The sequence below is a fragment of the Burkholderia sp. Bp9090 genome (assembly GCF_003857985.1).
In the GTDB taxonomy this organism is placed as follows: Bacteria; Pseudomonadota; Gammaproteobacteria; order Burkholderiales; family Burkholderiaceae; genus Burkholderia.
Genome location: NZ_QTPV01000020.1, coordinates 1 through 18,299, shown reverse-complemented (window position 1 = coordinate 18,299; position 18,299 = coordinate 1). Strand labels below are relative to the sequence as shown.

Annotated in this window: 16 protein-coding genes and 1 pseudogene; 11 read left to right on the top strand and 6 right to left on the bottom strand. The window is 66.9% G+C overall.

Translation table 11 applies throughout. The annotated features are described in order from the left end of the window. Positions 1 to 101 precede the first annotated feature (101 nt). From catC to DIE16_RS19200, 3 genes are read right to left on the bottom strand one after another with little or no spacing between them, the layout of a single operon-like run. Positions 102 to 392, bottom strand: coding sequence for a muconolactone Delta-isomerase (gene catC / locus DIE16_RS19210; protein ID WP_044847557.1), 291 nt, complete (start codon positions 390 to 392; stop codon positions 102 to 104). Positions 393 to 433: 41 nt separating this feature from the next. Next, on the bottom strand, positions 434 to 1,336 hold the full coding sequence (gene catA, locus DIE16_RS19205; RefSeq protein ID WP_044847556.1) for a catechol 1,2-dioxygenase: 903 nt from the start codon (positions 1,334 to 1,336) through the stop codon (positions 434 to 436). A gap of 36 nt (positions 1,337 to 1,372) precedes the next feature. Then, positions 1,373 to 2,506: a muconate/chloromuconate family cycloisomerase gene (locus DIE16_RS19200; protein ID WP_124893188.1), complete on the bottom strand. Its 1,134-nt coding sequence runs from the start codon at positions 2,504 to 2,506 to the stop codon at positions 1,373 to 1,375. 91 nt (positions 2,507 to 2,597) lie between these two features. Between DIE16_RS19200 and DIE16_RS19195 the strand changes: the two genes are divergently transcribed. After that, positions 2,598 to 3,488 (top strand): LysR family transcriptional regulator, encoded by an 891-nt coding sequence (locus DIE16_RS19195; protein WP_044847554.1) that lies wholly within the window; start codon positions 2,598 to 2,600, stop codon positions 3,486 to 3,488. Between the two features lie 195 nt (positions 3,489 to 3,683). Here the strand turns inward: DIE16_RS19195 and andR are convergent, their stop codons facing one another. After that, entirely contained in the window at positions 3,684 to 4,640 is a 957-nt protein-coding gene (gene andR / locus DIE16_RS19190) for an anthranilate 1,2-dioxygenase regulatory protein AndR (RefSeq protein WP_124488772.1), read from the bottom strand. 210 nt (positions 4,641 to 4,850) lie between these two features. On the opposite strand from andR, the gene andAc reads away from it, so the two are divergent. The 5 genes from andAc to DIE16_RS19165 all read left to right on the top strand — a co-directional run bounded on the left by andAc (position 4,851) and on the right by DIE16_RS19165 (position 9,638). After that, on the top strand, positions 4,851 to 6,122 hold the full coding sequence (gene andAc / locus DIE16_RS19185; RefSeq protein ID WP_044847583.1) for an anthranilate 1,2-dioxygenase large subunit AndAc: 1,272 nt from the start codon (positions 4,851 to 4,853) through the stop codon (positions 6,120 to 6,122). 17 nt (positions 6,123 to 6,139) lie between these two features. After that, entirely contained in the window at positions 6,140 to 6,625 is a 486-nt protein-coding gene (gene andAd, locus DIE16_RS19180) for an anthranilate 1,2-dioxygenase small subunit AndAd (RefSeq protein WP_044847552.1), read from the top strand. A gap of 25 nt (positions 6,626 to 6,650) precedes the next feature. Next, positions 6,651 to 6,977, top strand: a complete 327-nt coding sequence (gene andAb / locus DIE16_RS19175) for an anthranilate 1,2-dioxygenase ferredoxin subunit AndAb (RefSeq protein WP_044847551.1) — start codon at positions 6,651 to 6,653, stop codon at positions 6,975 to 6,977. Then, positions 6,967 to 8,187 (top strand): anthranilate 1,2-dioxygenase system ferredoxin--NAD(+) reductase, encoded by a 1,221-nt coding sequence (gene andAa / locus DIE16_RS19170; RefSeq protein ID WP_124893186.1) that lies wholly within the window; start codon positions 6,967 to 6,969, stop codon positions 8,185 to 8,187. Before andAb ends, andAa begins: the two co-directional genes overlap by 11 nt. Before the next feature lie 164 nt (positions 8,188 to 8,351). Then, complete coding sequence (locus tag DIE16_RS19165; protein WP_124893184.1) at positions 8,352 to 9,638, top strand: DUF445 domain-containing protein; 1,287 nt, start codon at positions 8,352 to 8,354, stop codon at positions 9,636 to 9,638. 48 nt (positions 9,639 to 9,686) lie between these two features. Here the strand turns inward: DIE16_RS19165 and DIE16_RS19160 are convergent, their stop codons facing one another. Then, entirely contained in the window at positions 9,687 to 9,986 is a 300-nt protein-coding gene (locus DIE16_RS19160; RefSeq protein ID WP_124893182.1) for an addiction module antidote protein, read from the bottom strand. Between the two features lie 3 nt (positions 9,987 to 9,989). Further along, positions 9,990 to 10,308: pseudogene (locus DIE16_RS19155) on the bottom strand (type II toxin-antitoxin system RelE/ParE family toxin). 380 nt (positions 10,309 to 10,688) lie between these two features. Here DIE16_RS19155 and DIE16_RS19145 point away from each other — a divergent pair. From DIE16_RS19145 to DIE16_RS19120, 5 genes are all read left to right on the top strand, one after another. Continuing rightward, complete coding sequence (locus DIE16_RS19145) at positions 10,689 to 12,329, top strand: acetolactate synthase large subunit (protein WP_044847547.1); 1,641 nt, start codon at positions 10,689 to 10,691, stop codon at positions 12,327 to 12,329. 28 nt (positions 12,330 to 12,357) lie between these two features. Then, positions 12,358 to 13,791, top strand: a complete 1,434-nt coding sequence (locus DIE16_RS19140) for an aldehyde dehydrogenase family protein (protein WP_044847546.1) — start codon at positions 12,358 to 12,360, stop codon at positions 13,789 to 13,791. A 244-nt stretch (positions 13,792 to 14,035) separates the two neighbouring features. Further along, positions 14,036 to 15,619, top strand: coding sequence for a Na+/H+ antiporter (locus DIE16_RS19135; protein WP_044847545.1), 1,584 nt, complete (start codon positions 14,036 to 14,038; stop codon positions 15,617 to 15,619). A gap of 506 nt (positions 15,620 to 16,125) precedes the next feature. Then, entirely contained in the window at positions 16,126 to 17,259 is a 1,134-nt protein-coding gene (locus tag DIE16_RS19130; protein ID WP_044847544.1) for a hybrid sensor histidine kinase/response regulator, read from the top strand. Positions 17,260 to 17,382: 123 nt separating this feature from the next. Next, the coding region (locus DIE16_RS19120; RefSeq protein WP_148091649.1) for a methyl-accepting chemotaxis protein at positions 17,383 to 18,299 on the top strand (917 nt) is incomplete at its 3' end.

Sequence of the window (18,299 nt, the reverse complement as noted above, 5' to 3'; positions counted from 1 at the left end):
TCGGGCACACGTCCGAAATGCGGGCGCACATGCATCGCTGCGACACTCCGCCCGGCGCGGGCCCATATGCCGGGTAGCCGGCATATGGGCCTCAGCGGGAGTTACCGATCATCTTCCCGCACCGAAGAAGGATGCCGGCACAGCGCCCGCACTTCCATCTCCATATACGGAAACAACGGCAGCTGACTCAACAGGTCGTGCAGCTGCTGCACGCTTTCGACGTCGAAAATACTGACGTTCGCATACTTCCCCGCGATCCGCCACAGATGCCGCCAGACGCCTTCGTTCATCAGCCGCTGGCACATCGCCTTCTCTTCGGCCTTCAGCGTGGCCGCCTTGACCGGATCCATGTCCGCCGGCAGGCGGACGGTCATTTCCACATGAAACAGCATCCTGCGCTCCTTGTTGTCGATTCGGCGAACGGGACGGCCGCTCAGGCCTGCGCCCGCACCCGTTCGACTTCGCTCGCCGGCACGTCCTGCTTGTCCTTGAGCAGCGAGAAATCGAAGTCGATCAGCGCGAACTGCCCGTCGACGCCATACGGCTTGCCTTCCGCACCCTCGGCCTGCCTGATCTTCGGGATCAGCCCTTCGCGGGTCGCGAATGCGAAGTCGTCCCAGATATGCGGATCGCCTTCGATGTTGATCTGCGTCGTCAGCTTACGATATCCGTCCGCGGAAACGAAGAAGTGGATGTGCGCCGGACGATGGCCGTGGCGGCCGAGCTGGTCGAGCAGTTGCTCGGTCTTGCTGCCCGGCGGCACGCTGTAGCCGACCGGCAGCACGCTGCGGAAGCTGTAGCGGCCCTCGGCGTCGGTACGGATCGAGCGGCGCAGGTTGAACGCCGGCTGCGACTGATCGAAGTACGAGTAGTTGCCCAGATGGTTCGCGTGCCATACCTCGACGAGCGCATTCGCGAGCGGCGTGCCGTCCTGGCCGAGCACCTGGCCGCGCATGATCAGCGTCTGGCCCGGATCGGTGCCGTCGTCGAGACGCGCATGGCCGACCGATTCCGGTGCGCCCGCGACATACAGCGGCCCTTCGATCGTACGCGGCGTGCCGCCGTGGAAGCCGGCCTTCTCCTCGGCCTCGTCCATCCGCACGTCGAGGAAGCGCTCGAGGCCGAGGCCCGCGGCGATCAGCCCGAATTCACGGCCGGCTTCGTTCAGGTAGTTGAGCGCGGTCCAGAACTCGCTCGGCTGCACGTCGAAATCCTCGATCGTGTAGCAGAGGTCCTTCACGATCCGGTTGACGATCGCGCGCACGCGCGGGTTGCCGGGCTTTTCCGCGGCGTCGTCGAAGGTTTTCAGCAGGGCGTCGATGGCTTGCTTGTTCATCTGTGTCTCCGGTTTCGGTTGTCGTGTCGTGCGGGATCAGCGGGCGTCGCGTCGCATCCGTTCGATGCGGGCCCAGTCGAAGGTGATGCCGAGGCCGGGTGTCGCCGGCAGGTGCAGCTTGAAATCCTGGTAGCGCAGCGGCTCGACGAGGATTTCCTCGGTGAGCAGCAGCGGGCCGAACAGCTCGGTGCCCCATTTCAGCGAGCCGAACGTGCTGAACAGTTGCGCGGACGCCATCGTGCCGGCCGCGCCTTCGAGCATCGTGCCGCCGTACAGGTCGATGCCGGCCGCCGACGCGATCGATGCGACGCTCGCCGCGCCGAGCAGGCCGCCCGACTGCGCGATCTTCACCGCGAACACGTCGGCCGCGCGGTCCTGTGCGAGCGCGAACGCATCGACGGGGCCGTGCAGCGCCTCGTCGGCCATGATCGGAATGTGCGCGAGCTGCGTGAGGCGTTTCAGCCCCGCGCGATTGGTTGCGGCGATCGGCTGCTCGACGAGGCTCACGCCGGCGTCCGCGAGTCGTGCGCCGGCGCGGATCGCGTCGGTTTCGGTCCAGGCCTGGTTCACGTCGACGCGCACGTCGCCGCGCTCGCCGAGCGCGCGCTTGATCGCGATCACGTGCGCGACGTCGTCGTCGACCGCGTTCGAGCCGATCTTCAGCTTGAATGCGCGATGGCGGCGTGCGTCGAGCATCGCTTCGGCTTCCGCGATGTCGCGCTGCGTGTCGCCGCTCGCGAGCGTCCACGCGACGTCGACCGCGTCGGTCGTGCGGCCGCCGAACAACTCGGACAGCGGCACGCCGAGGCGGCGCGCCTGCGCATCGAACAGCGCGGTTTCGAGCGCGCACTTCGCGAACCGGTTGCCCTGGAACAGCTTGCGCGCACGCGCCATCGCAGCGCCCGGACGCGTCGCGTCCATGCCTTGCAGCAGCGGCGCGAAGTAGGTGTCGATGTTGACCTTGATGCTCTCGGGGCTCTCCTCGCCATACGCGAGCCCGCCGATCGTGGTCGCCTCGCCGACGCCTTCGATACCGTCCGTGCATCGAACGCGGACCAGTACGAGGGTCTGGCAATTCATCGTGGCGACCGACAGTTTGTGGGGCCGAATCGTCGGCACGTCGACGAGCAGCGTGTCGATGCGTTCGATGGTGGCGGCAGTTGCTATCATGCGATTCCTCCTGTTGGTGCACATGGTAGGAATTCCCGCCCGGCGTCGTCCAACACTCTTTCCGACTACTTCCATACCTTTGAGGCATGAAATGGAATTGCGCCAGCTCCGCTACTTCATCGCCGTCGCGGAGGAAATGAACATCACGCGGGCCGCGGAGCGGCTGCACATGACGCAGCCGCCGCTGAGCCGCCAGCTCCAGGCGATCGAGGACGAGGTCGGGCTGCCGCTGTTCGAGCGCGGCGCGCGGCCGCTGAAACTGACCGACGCGGGCCGCGTGTTCTATGCGCAGGCGACGCGGGTCGTCGAACAGGCCGACGAGCTCGGCCCGCTGACGCGGCGGCTCGCGCAATTGTCGGAGCGGATCGTGATCGGCTTCGTGCCGTCGACGCTCTATGGCGCGCTGCCGGACGTGATCCGCGCGTTTCGCGAGGCGCAGCCGGACGTCGAGCTGTCGTTGATCGAAATGTTCACGCTCGAGCAACTCGGCGCGCTGAAGGGCGGGCGGATCGACGTCGGGTTCGGCCGCCTGCGCTTCGACGACGACCAGCTCGTGCGCGAGGCGCTGATCGAGGAAAAGCTGATCGCGGCGCTGCCGGTCGGCCATCCGCTCGCCGATCCGGACCGGCCGCTGACGCTCGCGGACATCGCGAACGAGACGCTGATCGTCTATCCGAGCACGCCGCGGCCGAGCTTCGCGGACCAGCAGTTGTCCGCGCTGCGCGACGGCGCGCTCGTGCCCGCGGCCGTGCACGAGGTGCGCGAACTGCAGACGGCGCTTGGGCTCGTCGCCGCGCAGGTGGGCGTGTCGCTGGTGCCGGAAAGCGTGGAAGGCGTGCGCGTGAAGGGCGTCGTCTACCGGCGGCTGCCGGAACCCACGGCGACGTCGCCGATCATCATGAGCCGCCGGCTGCATGGCGAAAGCGCCGCGACGACCGCGTTCTGCGCGATCGCGCGGGCGATGATCGCGCCGGCGGCGTAGGGCCGGTCGTTTCCGTATCGATTGCAACTAACGGTCAATTTCATCACGCTACGCCAAATGCGGAGAGGGCATCGCGATGCGATGTCATTTGCCGTAGATGCAGGCGCGGAGCGAGCCGATAAGGCCGGTAAGGCGCTAAGGCGCTAAGGCAGCAAGGCAGCCGAGCCCGACAAGCCCGACAAGCCCGGCACCCGCCTACCGCATCCCGTCGAGCGTCTCCGACGGCGATTCGCCGAATTTCTCCCGGTACGCGATCGCGAACCGCCCGAGGTGCGTGAACCCGCAATCGAGCGCGATATCGGCGATCCGTCGCTTGGACGCCGACCCGCGCAGCAACTCCCGCGCATGCTCGAGCCGCGTCGCGCGCAGGTATTGCATCGGGCTCATCCCGCGGAACTGCAGGAAGGCGTCGCGCAGCGTCCGCTCCGGCACGTTGGCGGCCTGGACGATATCGGCGAGCTGCAGCGGTTGCGCGTAGTGCGCGTTCACGAACTCCTGCGCGCGCCGCACGAACCCCGGCGCGGGATCGAGGCGCGCGCTCGGTACCGACGGCGGGTGGCCTTCGATCAGCAGATCGATCAGCAGGTGCTCGAGCTGCGACGCGACGCGCGGGTTGGCATTCGCACGTTCGAGCAGCTCGGGCGAGCGGGCGACGAGCATCAGCTGCTGGCGCCACGCGGCGAGCGCGGCATCGCTGATGTGCAGCACGGGGTCGAGCATCGCGCGCGGATCGCCGGTCAGCGAGCCGACGGTCGCGGCATCGATGCGCAGCACGAACTGCTCGCAGTCGGCGGAGAGCACCGCGTCGAAGCGCTCGCCGGGCGCGCACAGCACGCCCGTCTGCCCGTCGACGCCGAGCCGGCGCCCCATCGCGTGGACTTCCGCCTGCCCGGACAGGCAGAACATCAGCAGGTAATAGCCGTCGACGGCGTCGACCTGCACGCGCATCGCGTCGCCGAACGCGATGGTGCCGATCCCGAGGCCGCCGAGCCGGACGAAATCCATATGCGATGCGCCTTGCACGCGCCCGCTCGGCAGCAGCGCGTGCGGCTGCATCACGCGCGAGATCCGCTCGCGCGTCTCGTCGAGATCGCGGGATTCGAACAGCCGGTGCGCGCGCAGCGCAAGCGGCTCGAACGACGTTGGGGACATGGGCATCGGCCTTGGTGTGGACGCGCGCTTCGATCCGACGAATGGGTCGCGATCGTGCGCCGGGTCGCGTGTGTCGCCATGCTAGCGCAGAAATCCGCCGAAAGTGGATATTGCGCCGCCGCAATCACACTTTCCGGATAGACGCCGAATATTAGCTTTTCAAAAATCGGCTCCATCGAATCAACGAAACGGAACCACAAGGAGTCCGACATGGAGCAGACAGAATCGCCCGTCGTATTCGCCACGCGTGACGACGCGTCCGATGTGCGCTTTCCGCACGAAGACGGTTCGCGCGTGCCGTACAAGGTGTTCAGCTCGCGCGCGGTCTACGATCGCGAGCAGGAACGCATCTTCCGCGGGCCGACCTGGAATTTCGTCGCGCTGGAAGCGGAAATCCCGAACGCCGGCGACTTCAAGAGCACGTTCGTCGGCGATACGCCGGTCGTCGTCACGCGCACCGAGGACGGCACGCTGTCAGCCTGGGTGAACCGCTGCGCGCACCGCGGCGCGCAGGTCTGCCGCAAGTCGCGCGGCAACGCGAGCTCGCACACGTGCGTCTACCACCAGTGGAGCTTCGACAACCAGGGCAACCTGCTCGGCGTGCCGTTCCGGCGCGGCCAGAAGGGGATGACCGGGATGCCGGCCGACTTCGACCCGAAGCAGCACGGGCTGCGCAAGCTGCGCGTCGACAGCTATCGCGGGCTCGTGTTCGCAACCTTCAGCGACGACGTGGCGCCGCTGCCCGAATACCTGGGCGAGCAGATGCGTCCGTGGATCGACCGGATCTTCCACAAGCCGATCGAGTATCTCGGCTGCACGCGCCAGTATTCGAAGTCGAACTGGAAGCTGTACATGGAGAACGTGAAGGATCCGTATCACGCGAGCATGCTGCACCTGTTCCATACGACCTTCAACATCTTCCGCGTCGGGATGAAGGCGCGCTCGATTCCCGATGCGAACCACGGGCTGCACAGCATCATCACGGTGACGAAGACGGGCGACGACACGTCGGCCGCGTACAAGCAGCAGAACATCCGCTCGTTCGACGAGGGTTTCCATCTCGAAGACGAGTCGATCCTCGATCTCGTGTCGGAATACGACGAGGACTGCACGAACCACATCCAGCCGATCTTCCCGCAGCTCGTGATCCAGCAGATCCACAACACGCTGGTCGCGCGCCAGATCCTGCCGAAGGGGCCGGACAACTTCGAGCTGATCTTCCACTTCTTCGGCTATGCGGACGACACGCCCGAGCTGCGCGCGCTGCGCATCAAGCAGGCGAACCTCGTCGGGCCGGCCGGCTACATCTCGATGGAGGACACGGAGGCGACCGAACTCGTGCAGCGTGGCACGGTGCGCGACGCCGATGCGACGTCGGTGATCGAGATGTCGCGCGGCAACCCTGACCAGCAGGACACGGTGATCACCGAAAGCCTGATCCGCAAGTTCTGGGTCGGTTATCAGAAGCTGATGGGCTATTGAAGCGGGAGCGCGGAACGATGGAAAACCTGACGGAAGACATGAAGACGTGGTTCGAGATTTACATGCTCCAGAACCGCTACATCGGCCACCTCGACAACGACCGGCTCGAACGCTGGCCGGAGATGTTCACCGAGGACTGCACGTACGAGATCGTGCCGAAGGAGAACGCGGATCTCGGGCTGCCGGTCGGGATCGTCCACTGCACGAACCAGCGGATGCTGCGCGACCGCGTGGTGTCGCTGCGGCACGCGAACATCTTCGAAGAGCACACGTACCGGCACATGACGTCGGGCCTCACGATCGTCGCCGAACGCGACGGCGAGATCGACACCGAGAGCAACTACGTGGTCGTGCAGACGCGCAGCAACGGCGAATCGAACGTGTACCAGGCCGGCAAGTATTACGACACGGTCGTGCGCACGCCCGACGGGCTGCGCTACAAGACCAAGCGCGTGATCTACGACACGTCGCGCGTGCAGACGCTGCTCGCCACCCCGATCTGACCGATCCGACAGCCAAGGAAACGACATGACCGAAGCAACGCTCGCCGAATGGCACCCGCTGGGCACATTCGACGAATTCTCCGAAGACGAACCGGCGGCACGCGTCGCCGGCCAGAAGCCGATCGCGGTGTTCCGGATCGGCGACGAACTGTTCGCGATGCATGACCTCTGTTCGCATGGTCACGCGCGCTTGTCCGAAGGCTATGTGGAAGACGGCTGCGTCGAATGCCCGCTGCACCAGGGGCTGATCGACATTCGCACGGGTGCGCCGAAATGCGCGCCGATCACCGAGCCGGTGCGGACCTATCCGATCCGGATCGTCGACGGGCAGGTGGAAGTCAATGTCGGTTGACCCGTTCGTGATCGTCGGCGCCGGCCACGCGGCGCGGCGTACGGCCGAGGCGCTGCGCGCGCGCGACGCCGACGCACGCATCGTGATGATCGGCGCGGAGCGCGAGCTGCCGTACGACCGGCCCGCGCTGTCGAAGGACGCGCTGCTGTCGGACGGCGGCGAGCAGCGCGCGTTCATCCGCGACGCCGCGTGGTACGACGCGCAGCGCATCGAGTTGCGGCTCGGCTCGCGCGTCGACGCGATCGACCGCGCCGCGCAGCGTGTGCGGCTCGATAACGATGCGACGGTGCCGTACACGCGGCTCGTGCTCGCGACCGGTTCGCGCGTGCGTGCGTTCGGCGGGCCGGTCGACGAAGGCGTCGTCCCGCATTACGTGCGCACCGTGGCCGACGCGCGTGCGTTGCGCGCGCAGCTCGCGCCGGGGCGTCGCGTGGCGGTGCTCGGCGGCGGCTTCATCGGCCTCGAAGTGGCGGCCGCGGCGCGCCAGCTCGGTTGCGACGTGACGGTGATCGACCCGGCTGCGCGCCTGCTGCAGCGTGCGTTGCCGGAAGTCGTCGGCGCGTATGCGCGGCAACTGCATGACGCGCGCGGCGTGCTCTTCCAGATGGCGACGCTGCCGCGCGCGATTCGCCGCGCCCCGGGCGGCGGCGCGATCGTCGAGACCGATCGCGGCGACGTGCCGGCCGATATCGTGGTAGTCGGGATCGGCGTCGTGCCCAATGTCGAGCTCGCGCAGGCGGCCGGCCTCGAGGTCGACAACGGGATCCGTGTCGATGCGGGATGCCGGACGGCCGATCGCGCGATCTTCGCCGCCGGCGAGGTGACGATGCACTTCAATCCGCTGCTCGGTCGCCACGTACGGATCGAGTCGTGGCAGGTCGCGGAAAACCAGCCGGCCGTCGCGGCCGCGAACCTGCTCGGCGCGGACGAAACCTATGCCGAGCTGCCGTGGCTGTGGTCCGATCAGTACGACTGCAACCTGCAGATGCTCGGGCTGTTCGGCAGCGAACGGACGACCGTCGTGCGCGGCGATCCCGCGAGCGGGCCGTTCACGGTGTTCGGGCTGGGCGACGACGGGAAGATCGTCGCGGTGGCCGCGGCGAACCTGGGGCGCGACATCGGCGCGTCGCGGCGGTTGATTGCGGCAGGGGCCGTGCCCGATCCGGCGAAGCTTGCCGATCCGGCGGTGAACCTGAAGACGTTTCTCTGAAGCAACGCGCGAATGCGGCCGGGGCGGCCGTGTTCGCGTCGGATCGCTCAAACGCAGGAGGAAACCCGTTCGGGACAACATTCCCGGCGCGCGCAATGCGCTCGGGTTTGTCGCGGGCCGGCGATCGGTGCATATTAGCGGCATTGCCGTTGCACCGGTCGCCCATGACGACAGACAAAGCCCTCGAACTGAAACGCAGCAAGCGCCGCGCGCTATGGTTGCTGCTGGCCGCCGTCGCGGTATTCGTCACGACGATCCTGCTGCCGCGCGGCCCGTGGGTCGACGGCTTCAAGGCGGTGGCCGAGGCTGCGATGGTCGGCGCGCTCGCCGACTGGTTCGCGGTCGTCGCGCTGTTCCGCCGCGTGCCGATTCCGTTCGTGTCGCGCCACACCGAAATCATCCCGAAGAACAAGGACAAGATCGCCGACAACCTCGCGGTGTTCGTGCGCGAGAAATTCCTCGGCCCCGACGCGCTCGCCGCGCAGATCCGCCAGCACGATCCCGCGCGGAAGCTCGGCGCATGGCTCGGCGAGCCCGCGAACACCGACGCGCTCGGCGGCTACGTGACGAAGCTGATGAGCTTCGCGCTCGACATGACCGACGACGCGCGGATCCAGTCGTTCGTGCACGATGCGTTCCGCGCGGTGATCGACCGGATCGACCTGTCGCAATCGGCCGGCGCGATCCTCGACACGCTGACGAAGGACGGCCGCCACCAGGCGCTTCTCGACGACGCGATCGAACAGGTGGTCGACGTGCTCGACAAGGAGGAGAACCGCGAGGTGATCGCGGGCTTCATCGTCGAATGGCTGAAGACGCAATACCCGAAGATCGAGAAGATCATGCCGACGCAGTGGTTCGGCGAGAACGGTGCGCGCATGCTGGCGAGCGCGGTGAGCCGCGTGCTCGAGGGCGTGGCGGCCGATCCCGAACACGAGCTTCGGCAGCGCTTCGACCGCACGGTCGTGCGGCTGACCGAGCGGCTGAAGCACGACCCGGCGTTCATCGCGAAGGGCGACGAGATCAAGCGCTACATCCGCGATGGTGACGCGTTCAACGACTACGTGCGCGATCTGTGGAACCAGTTGCGCGCATGGCTGAAGGCCGATCTCGCACGGCCCGATTCGACGCTGCACCGGCAGGCCGCGACGCTCGGCGGCTGGCTCGGCGCGCGGCTCGCGGAGAGCCCGGCGCTGCGCGCGTCGCTGAACGAGCACATCGAGAAGGCCGTGCACGAGATGGCGCCGGATTTCGCGGATTTCCTAATGCGTCACATCCGCGACACGGTGCGCAACTGGGATGCGCGCGAGATGTCGCGGCAGATCGAGCTGAACATCGGCAAGGACCTGCAGTACATCCGCATCAACGGCACGCTGGTCGGCGGGCTGATCGGGCTCGGGCTGTATCTGGTGTCGCTGGTGCCGCGCTGGGCCGCGGAGTGGCTGCATTGATGCGGCCCCGAGCGTCGAGCATGTGGCGCGGCATCGTGTGCCGCCGCATCACGCGTGCGCTTTCGCGCCGTGCAGTTGCAGGCCGAGCGCCTTGATCACCTTCAGGATCGTGCCGAAGCTCGGATTGCCGTCGTGCGACAGCGCCTTGTACAGCCCTTCGCGCGACACGCCCGCGTCGCGCGCGACCTGCGACATGCCGCGCGCGCGGGCGATCACGCCGAGCGCATGCGCGATGAAGGCCGGGTCGTCGCCGGCTTCCCGCAGGCAGGCCTCGAAGTAGTCGGCCATGTCGTCGTCGGTCTTCAGGTGTTCGGCCGAATCCCACGGCCGGGTCTTGATCTTGTCCATCGGTTACTCCAGATCGAGCCGCTCGAGCATCGCGTGGGCGGCGCGGATGGCCGCCTGTTGCGTCGACTTGTCGCCGCCGCAGAGCAGGATCACCCATATCGTTTCGCGCCTGACGTAGTGGACGCGATAACCGGGGCCGTGGTCGATACGCATTTCGACGACCGGGCGAGCCGGCGGATTTCCAGTCGCCCGGATTGCCCATCGACAGGCGGTCGATGCGGGCCTGGATGCGCCGCCTGGCGACGCGATCCTGCAGGCCGGCAAACCACGCGTCGAAGACATCGGTGGTCCGGATACTGAACGTAGGGGCACTGTAGGGCATGGATCTCGGTATGTAAACCATGGTTCACATGTTCGATGAATGAAATCGGCTTGCCCCCGACGATAGGGCCGCGCGCGCCGCTTGAGGTCGAATTGGCCGTCAGCCGACCCTTTCGCGCGGCCGGACCCGGCCATTCGGCCGAAGTCGGAATTCCGCGAATCCGTCTACAATCAAAAACGTCCTTGCCGCCCGCGCGTGCTTGCCGCGCGCGGGTGAATCCGTTTGTCCTCCTGCACAGGGAGGCGCCGCCGTGCGTTGCACGGCGGGCAGTGCCGTGGTCAGTGTCCAGTAGGTAAAGCGTCCGCGTGCCGTAGGCCGGCGCGCGTTCTGAACGTCGCGCGCCCGTAAGCCGGGCAGGCGGCATCAACCGAGAGTCCCCCATGAAAGCATCGGATCTGTTCGTGAAGGCGCTGGAAGCCGAAGGCGTCGAGTACGTGTTCGGCATTCCCGGCGAGGAAAACCTCGATCTGCTCGAATCGCTGCGGCGCTCGAAGATCAAGCTCGTGCTGACCCGGCACGAGCAGGCGGCCGGGTTCATGGCCGCCACCTACGGTCGCCTGACGGGCCGCACCGGCGTGTGTCTCGCGACGCTCGGGCCGGGCGCGACCAACTTCGTGACGGCCGCCGCGTATGCGCAGCTCGGCGGCATGCCGATGCTGATGATCACCGGGCAGAAGCCGATCAAGTCCAGCAAGCAGGGCCACTTCCAGATCGTCGACGTCGTCGACATGATGCAGCCGCTCACGAAGTTCACGCGGCAGATCGTGTCGATCGGCAACATTCCGTCGGCGGTGCGCGAGGCGTTCCGCCGCGCGGAGGAGGAGCGCCCGGGCGCCGCGCACCTCGAACTGCCGGAAGACATCGCGCACGAGGAGGGCGACGGCAAGCCGATTCCGCGCAGCTACAGCCGGCGGCCGGTGGCGGAGGAGAAGGCGGTCGCGCACGCGGTCGACGCGATCCAGGCCGCGCGTCACCCGCTGCTGATGATCGGCGCGGGCGGCAACCGCAAGACGACCTGCAAGATGCTGCTCGAATTCGTCGACAAGACGGGCATCCCGTTCTTCACGACGCAGATGGGCAAGGGCGTGATCGACGAAACGCATCCGCTGTGGCTCGGCAACGCGACGCTGTCCGACGGCGACTTCGTGCACCGCGCGATCGAGCACGCGGACTGCATCATCAACGTCGGCCACGACGTGATCGAGAAACCGCCGTTCTTCATGCGCACGGACGACAAGACCGTGATCCACGTGAACTTCCTCGGCGCGCAGGTCGATCCCGTCTACTTCCCGCAGATCGAAGTGGTCGGCGACATCGCGAACGCGGTGTGGCAGATGAAGGAAGCGGTGACGCCGCAATCGCACTGGGATTTCGAGCGCTTCAAGATGATCAAGGCGCATTTCGACGCGCACCTCGAGAAGGGCCAGCACGATCCGCGCTTCCCGATGTACCCGGTGCGGATCGTGAACGACCTGTACAACGCGCTGCCGGTCGACGGGATCGTCTGTCTCGACAACGGGATGTACAAGATCTGGTTCGCGCGCTACTGGCGCGCGCACGAACCGAACTCGCTGCTGCTCGACAACGCGCTCGCGTCGATGGGCGCCGGCCTGCCGTCGGCGATCGCGACGAAGATCGTGCATCCGCAGCGCAAGGTGATCGCCGTCTGCGGCGACGGCGGCTTCATGATGAATTCGCAGGAACTCGAAACGGCCGTGCGGCTGAAGCTCGACATCGTCGTGATGATCCTGCGCGACGATGCGTTCGGGATGATCCGCTGGAAGCAGGAAAACATGAACTTCCCCGATTTCGCGATGACGCTGAAGAACCCCGATTTCGTGTCGTATGCGCAGAGTTACGGCGCGCACGGGCATCGCGTCGAAGCGGCCGACGATCTCGGGCCGCTGCTGCGCGACTGCTTCGCGACGCCGGGCGTGCACGTGATCGACGTGCCGATCGACTATTCGGACAACGAGCGCGTGCTCAACCGCGAAATCAAGCGCCTGTCGGCGCAACTCTGAATCCGCCGTTCACCGGAAGGAGCGTTCCATGCTGAAGGATACCTATCCGTACTATCTGGCCAACGAGGCCGTCTACGCGAACACCGATCTAGAAGTCACCGACAAGTTCAGCGGCAAGGTCGCGACCCGCGTCGCGCTGGCCGACGCGAAGGCGATCGATGCGGCCATCGGCGCGGCGGTCGACGCCGCGAAGCCGATGCGCGAGTTGCCGGCCTACAGGCGGCAGGCGGTGCTCGACCACTGTGTCGCGCGCTTTCGCGAGCGCTTCGACGAGCTGGCCGAGGCGCTGTGCATCGAGGCCGGCAAGCCGATCAACGATTCGAAGGGCGAAGTGACGCGGCTGATCGATACGTTCCGCGTCGCGTCCGAGGAGTCGGTGCGCATCGACGGCGAAGTGATCAACCTCGAGATCTCGGCCCGCGCGCAAGGCTACACCGGCTATACGCGGCGTGTGCCGATCGGCCCGTGCTCGTTCATCTCGCCGTTCAACTTCCCGTTGAACCTCGCCGCGCACAAGGTCGCACCGGCGCTGGCCGCTGGCTGTCCGTTCGTGCTGAAACCCGCGAGCCGCACGCCGATCGGCGCGCTGATCATCGGCGAGGTGCTCGCCGAAACCGACCTGCCGAAGGGCGCATTCTCGGTGTTGCCCGCGCATCGCGACGGCGCGGACCTGTTCACGACCGACGAGCGCTTCAGGCTGCTGTCGTTTACGGGCTCGCCCGCCGTGGGCTGGGCGCTGAAGGAGAAGGCCGGCAAGAAGAAAGTCGTGCTGGAGCTCGGCGGCAACGCGGCGGCGATCGTCGACGCGGACCAGCGCGACCAGCTCGACTACGTGGTCGAGCGTCTCGCGTTCGGCGCGTATTACCAGTCGGGCCAGAGCTGTATCGGCGTGCAGCGGATCCTCGTGCATGCGGACCTGTACGACGCGCTGCGCGACAAGCTGGTCGCGAAGACGCGTTCGCTGAAGATGGGCGATCCGAAGGATCCGTCGACGTTCGTCGGCCCGATGATCTCGGAATCCGAATCGCGCCGCCTGTCGGGCTGGATGGATGCGGCCGTCGCGGCGGGCGCGAAGATCGTCGCGGGCGGCAAGGTCGACGGCGCGATGTTCGAGGCGACGCTGCTGGAAAACGTCGGCCGCGAACAGGACCTCTACCGGAAGGAGGCATTCGGTCCGGTCGCGATCCTCGAGAAGTTCGAGCGCTTCGACGATGCGCTCGCGCGCGTCAACGACAGCGACTTCGGCCTGCAGGCGGGCGTGTTCACCGATTCGCTCGCGCATGCGCAGCGCGCATGGGACGAACTGGAGGTGGGCGGCGTCGTGATCAACGACGTGCCGTCGTTCCGCGTCGACAACATGCCGTATGGCGGCGTGAAGGATTCGGGGCTCGGCCGCGAAGGGATCCGCTACGCGATCGAGGACATGACCGAGCCGCGCCTGATGGTCGTGCGGCGCCGCTAGCGCGAGAGGTGCCGCATGACGGCACGCGGGCGGGCGCATCGCGCCGGCCCGCGTGCCGTTTTCGTTTCGGCGCACACCGACGGATCGCGGCGATGTCCGCCGTGCGCCATCGTCGTGGCAATGCGGGCCGCGCCGGCCGAACGCGCTCGACTGCACGCATCGCATCGTGATGTAATCGCGCGAAATGGCCAACCGGGGTACGACACCGGCTGGCGTGCGCATTCATTCCTCACGAGGTCGATTCATGTCCCCCGTCTCGGCATTCAAGCTGGTTCTGTTGTCATTCCTCGCGATCGTTGCGCTCGAATACATCGCCAAGCGGTTGCGGTTGCCGCCAGCGGCCGCGCTGCTGATCGGCGGAATCGGCATCGCGTTCATTCCCGGCCTGCCGCCGATCAACCTCGATCCGGAGCTCGTGCTGCTCGTGTTCCTGCCGCCGCTGCTGATGGACGGCGCGTATTTCACCGTGTGGGAAGAGTTCAAGCGCAATGTGGGCGGCATCCTGCTGCTCGCGATCGGCGCGGTGGTGTTCACGACGTTCGCGGTCGGCTTCGCCGTGCACTGGGTCGTGCCGTCGCTGCCGTGGGCCGCGTGCTTTGCGCTCGGCGCGATCGTGTCGCCGCCCGATGCGGTGGCCGCGAAGGCGGTGCTCGAACGCGTCGCGCTGCCGCGCCGTCTGATGGTGCTGCTCGAAGGGGAGAGCCTGCTGAACGACGCGGCGGGCCTGGTGCTGTTCCGCTTCGCGGTCGCCGCCGCGCTGACGGGCGCGTTCAGCCTCGAGCACGCGGTCGTGCGTTTCGCGGAACTCGGGCTCGGCGGCGTCGTGGTCGGCTTCCTGGTCGGCAAGCTCGTCGTGTGGTTCCTGAAGCTGCTCGACGACGACTACCTGGTGGTCACCGTCGCGGTGATCGCCGGCTGGATCGCATACATCGCGGGCGAGATGGCCGAGGTGTCGGGCGTGATCGCGACGGTCACGACCGGCATGATCGTCGGCTGGCATCAGCACGAGGTGTTCTCGGCGGCCGTGCGCACGCGCGGCACCGCGTTCTGGCAGGTCATCGTGTTCCTGCTCGAAGCGCTGGTGTTCGTGCTGATCGGGCTGTCGCTGCGCGGCGCGATCCACCGGCTCGGCGGCTTCGAGCAGGTGCTCGCCACGATGATGCCGGCCGTGCTCGCGGTGCTGGCGGCCGTGATCGTATCGCGCTTCGTGTGGATCTATGCCGTCGAGGTGCTGAAGTGGCCGGTGCGCGGGATCGTGCGGCGCGGCGGCGCGCCCGACTGGAAGGCCGCGACGGTCATGAGCTGGGCCGGCATGCGCGGGGTCGTGACGCTGGCGATCGCGCTGTCGTTGCCGGAGGCGCTGCCGGGCCGCGACGTGATCTTGGTCGCGTCGTTCGCGGTGATCCTCGTCACCGTGCTGCTGCAGGGCACGACCATCGGGCCGCTGATCCGGCTGCTGCGCCTGCCGCAACGCGAAGAGCGCGCCGCGCATCACCTGACCGAGCCGCAGACGTGGGCGCATATCGAGGCAGCGCAGCTCGCGGCGATCCAGCCGCTGGTGCGCGACGACAGCGGCAACGTGATTCATCCGCGCCTGCTGGAGCAATACACGTATCGTGCGGAGCTGACCGAGCGGGCGAAGAACGAGCCCGAATATCCGGCGGAGGTCCGCGTCGCGCACTACGACGTCGTGCTGGCCGCGATCAAGGCCGGGCGCGCGGAGCTGCTGCGCCTGCATCGTACGGGCCGCATTCACGACGAGATGCTGCACATGGTCGAGCGCGATCTCGACCTGCAGGAAGTGTCCGCGCAGCACGCGCGCGGGTAACCGGCCGCGCGGCCGGGCGTGAGCGCACGGCCGCCTTGCTGCGCCACCGGCGCCGGCCGGCGGCGTTCGATGCGTGCCGCGTCGCGGCCGATCCGGTGGCGGCGCGCGCTTTTCTCCTCTCCACCTTCCCCCATTCCGTCGCATCGAAATCCGGCCCCGATACGTTCGACGGGCGGCCTTGCAGCGCATGCAAACCTCATGGCGGCGGCTTCGCAAACGTTGTCGTCTTTCGCGCCAGGAAATGATCTGATTTATCTGAATTCCGCTCTCTCACCATATTTGGCAAAACTAAACCGGAAGGAGATAGATGCTGTGTTCTAATTTCATTTAGAATCAGCCGGTTATCTTTATTGAGAGAAAGCGCGCGGAGGTAATGCGACCGTCGTCGGGGTGAATTCGACGTTCGGATCCCCGCGAGGCAATGCCGACAGGCCAGATCGGCAACACAGGCGGATTTCTCTGCCGCCATGTTTTAAGATGGCGTCCAAGTCGGATAAACAACTCCTATGAAAGAATCAATTGGAGATTTGGCGTTTGAAACGGTATTTATGAAAGAATCCAGCGGTGAAAATGCGCCGGATTGTCTCGAATCGGGGCTATCGGTTCTGCTCGTCGACGATCAGCCGTTCGTCGGCGAGGTGATCCGTCGCGCGCTGCGCAGCGAGCACGATATCGACCTGCATGTGTGCACCGACGCACACCGGGCGATGGCGGTCGCGCGCGACGTGAAGCCGACGGTCATCCTGCAGGATCTCGTGATGCCGGACATCGACGGCCTCGACCTCGTTCGCGCGTGGCGCGCGAACGCCGACACCGCACGCGTGCCGATCATCGTGCTGTCGGCGAAGGAAGAGCCGATCGTCAAGCGCGAGGCATTCATCGCCGGCGCGAACGACTATCTCGTGAAGCTCCCGGACGCGATGGAGCTGACCGCGCGCATCCGCTATCACTCGAATTCGTACCTGATGTCGCGGCAGCGCGACGAAGCGCTGGATTTCCTGTCGCACGACATGCGCTCGCCGCAGACCTCGATTCTCGCGCTGCTCGAGGTCTACCGGACCGAGCACGGCGACATGCCGGCGATCATGGAGCGCATTGCCGGCCACGCCCGGCGCGCGCTCGCGCTCGCCGACGGCTTCATCCACCTGACCCGCGCGCAGTCGGAACGCCGCGCGCACGAGGTCCTGAGCCTCAACGAGATCGTGCTCGACGCGGTCGACCAGCTGTGGGAGAAGGCGGCCGGATTCGGCAGCCGGGTCGTTGCCCACGTGCCCGGCACCGAGTGCGTGACGATGGGCGACCGCATGATGCTCACGCGCGCGGTCGCGAACCTGATCGACAACGCGCTGAAATACGGCCCGGCCGGTACGGACGTGCATTGCACGCTGAGCGACGACGACGGTGCCTGGCTGATCGGCGTCGAGGACGCCGGCTCCGGCATCGCGCCCGAGCAGCGCACGGCCGCGACCGAGTCGTTCGTGCGGCTCGAATCCGCGCATGGCGCGGCGCGCGGCGGCTTCGGCCTCGGGCTTGCGTTCGTCCGCGCGACGGCCGCGCGGCATCGCGGCCAGATCCTGATGCGCAATACGGCGCGCGGCTTCATGGTCGCGCTTCGGCTGCCGGCACAAGCGGAGCGATGATTTCGCGGCGCGGCCCGCCGGTGCCGCGTTGCCCGCAGACCCCGATGCGCTCGTGGCGCGCCGTCCGGCGCGCAGGCGGGCGCGGATTTTTTCAACGCTGATTTTAGAAAGCCCATAACGAACATGGCCACCGTGACGCCCCGCGCGACCAATGAAAGCCTGCACACGACGAGCGGCGCCGCCCGGCTGACGCTCGGCAACCGTATCCTGATCAGCTTCGGCGTGCTGTTCGTGCTGATGCTGGTGATGGCCGGCGTGTCCTACGAGCGCCTGCGCGCGATCAACAGCGAAGCCGTCAGCATCGAACGCGATTCGCTGCCCGGCGTCTATCTCGCGGCGTCGCTGCGCGGCGCGGTCAACGAATCGTTCACGGCGCTGCAGCAGGCGACGTTCGTCGACACCGATCCCGAACTCGTGCAGCGCGATTTCGCGAAGATCGGCGAGGCGCTCAAGGAGGTCGAGTCGTTGTCGGTCGACTACCAGAACACGACGTTCCGCGATGACGACCGCCAGCGCTTCGCGACGTTTCGAGGCGCCTTCGACCGCTACCTGCCGCTGCTGAACGACGCGGTGCAGAAGAGTCGCGTGTCGCGCGAAGAGGCCGTCGCCGCCTATGCGAAGGTGCAGCCTTCATGGGCCGAGGTCGTGCGCAACGCGAATATCCTGGTGCAGGAGAACCGCAAGTTCGCCGACCAGTCCGCGAAGCTGATCCGCGAATCCGTGCAGGACACCGAGGTCGTGCTCGCGACCGCGCTGGCGATCGTGCTGCTGTCCGCGCTGGGGCTGGGCTACGGGCTGTACCGTTCCGTCACCGTGCCGATGACGCGGCTCGTCGAGGTGCACGACGTGATGCGTACCGGCAACCTGACGCGCCGCCTCGACCTGCGCCGCCGCGATGAATTCGGCACGCTCGAGACGGGCTTCAACCGGATGGCCGACGAGCTGACCGAGCTGGTCGCGCGCGCGCAGCAGTCGTCGCTGCAGGTGACGACGTCGGTCGCCGAAATCGCGGCGACGTCGCGCGAGCAGCAGGCGACCGC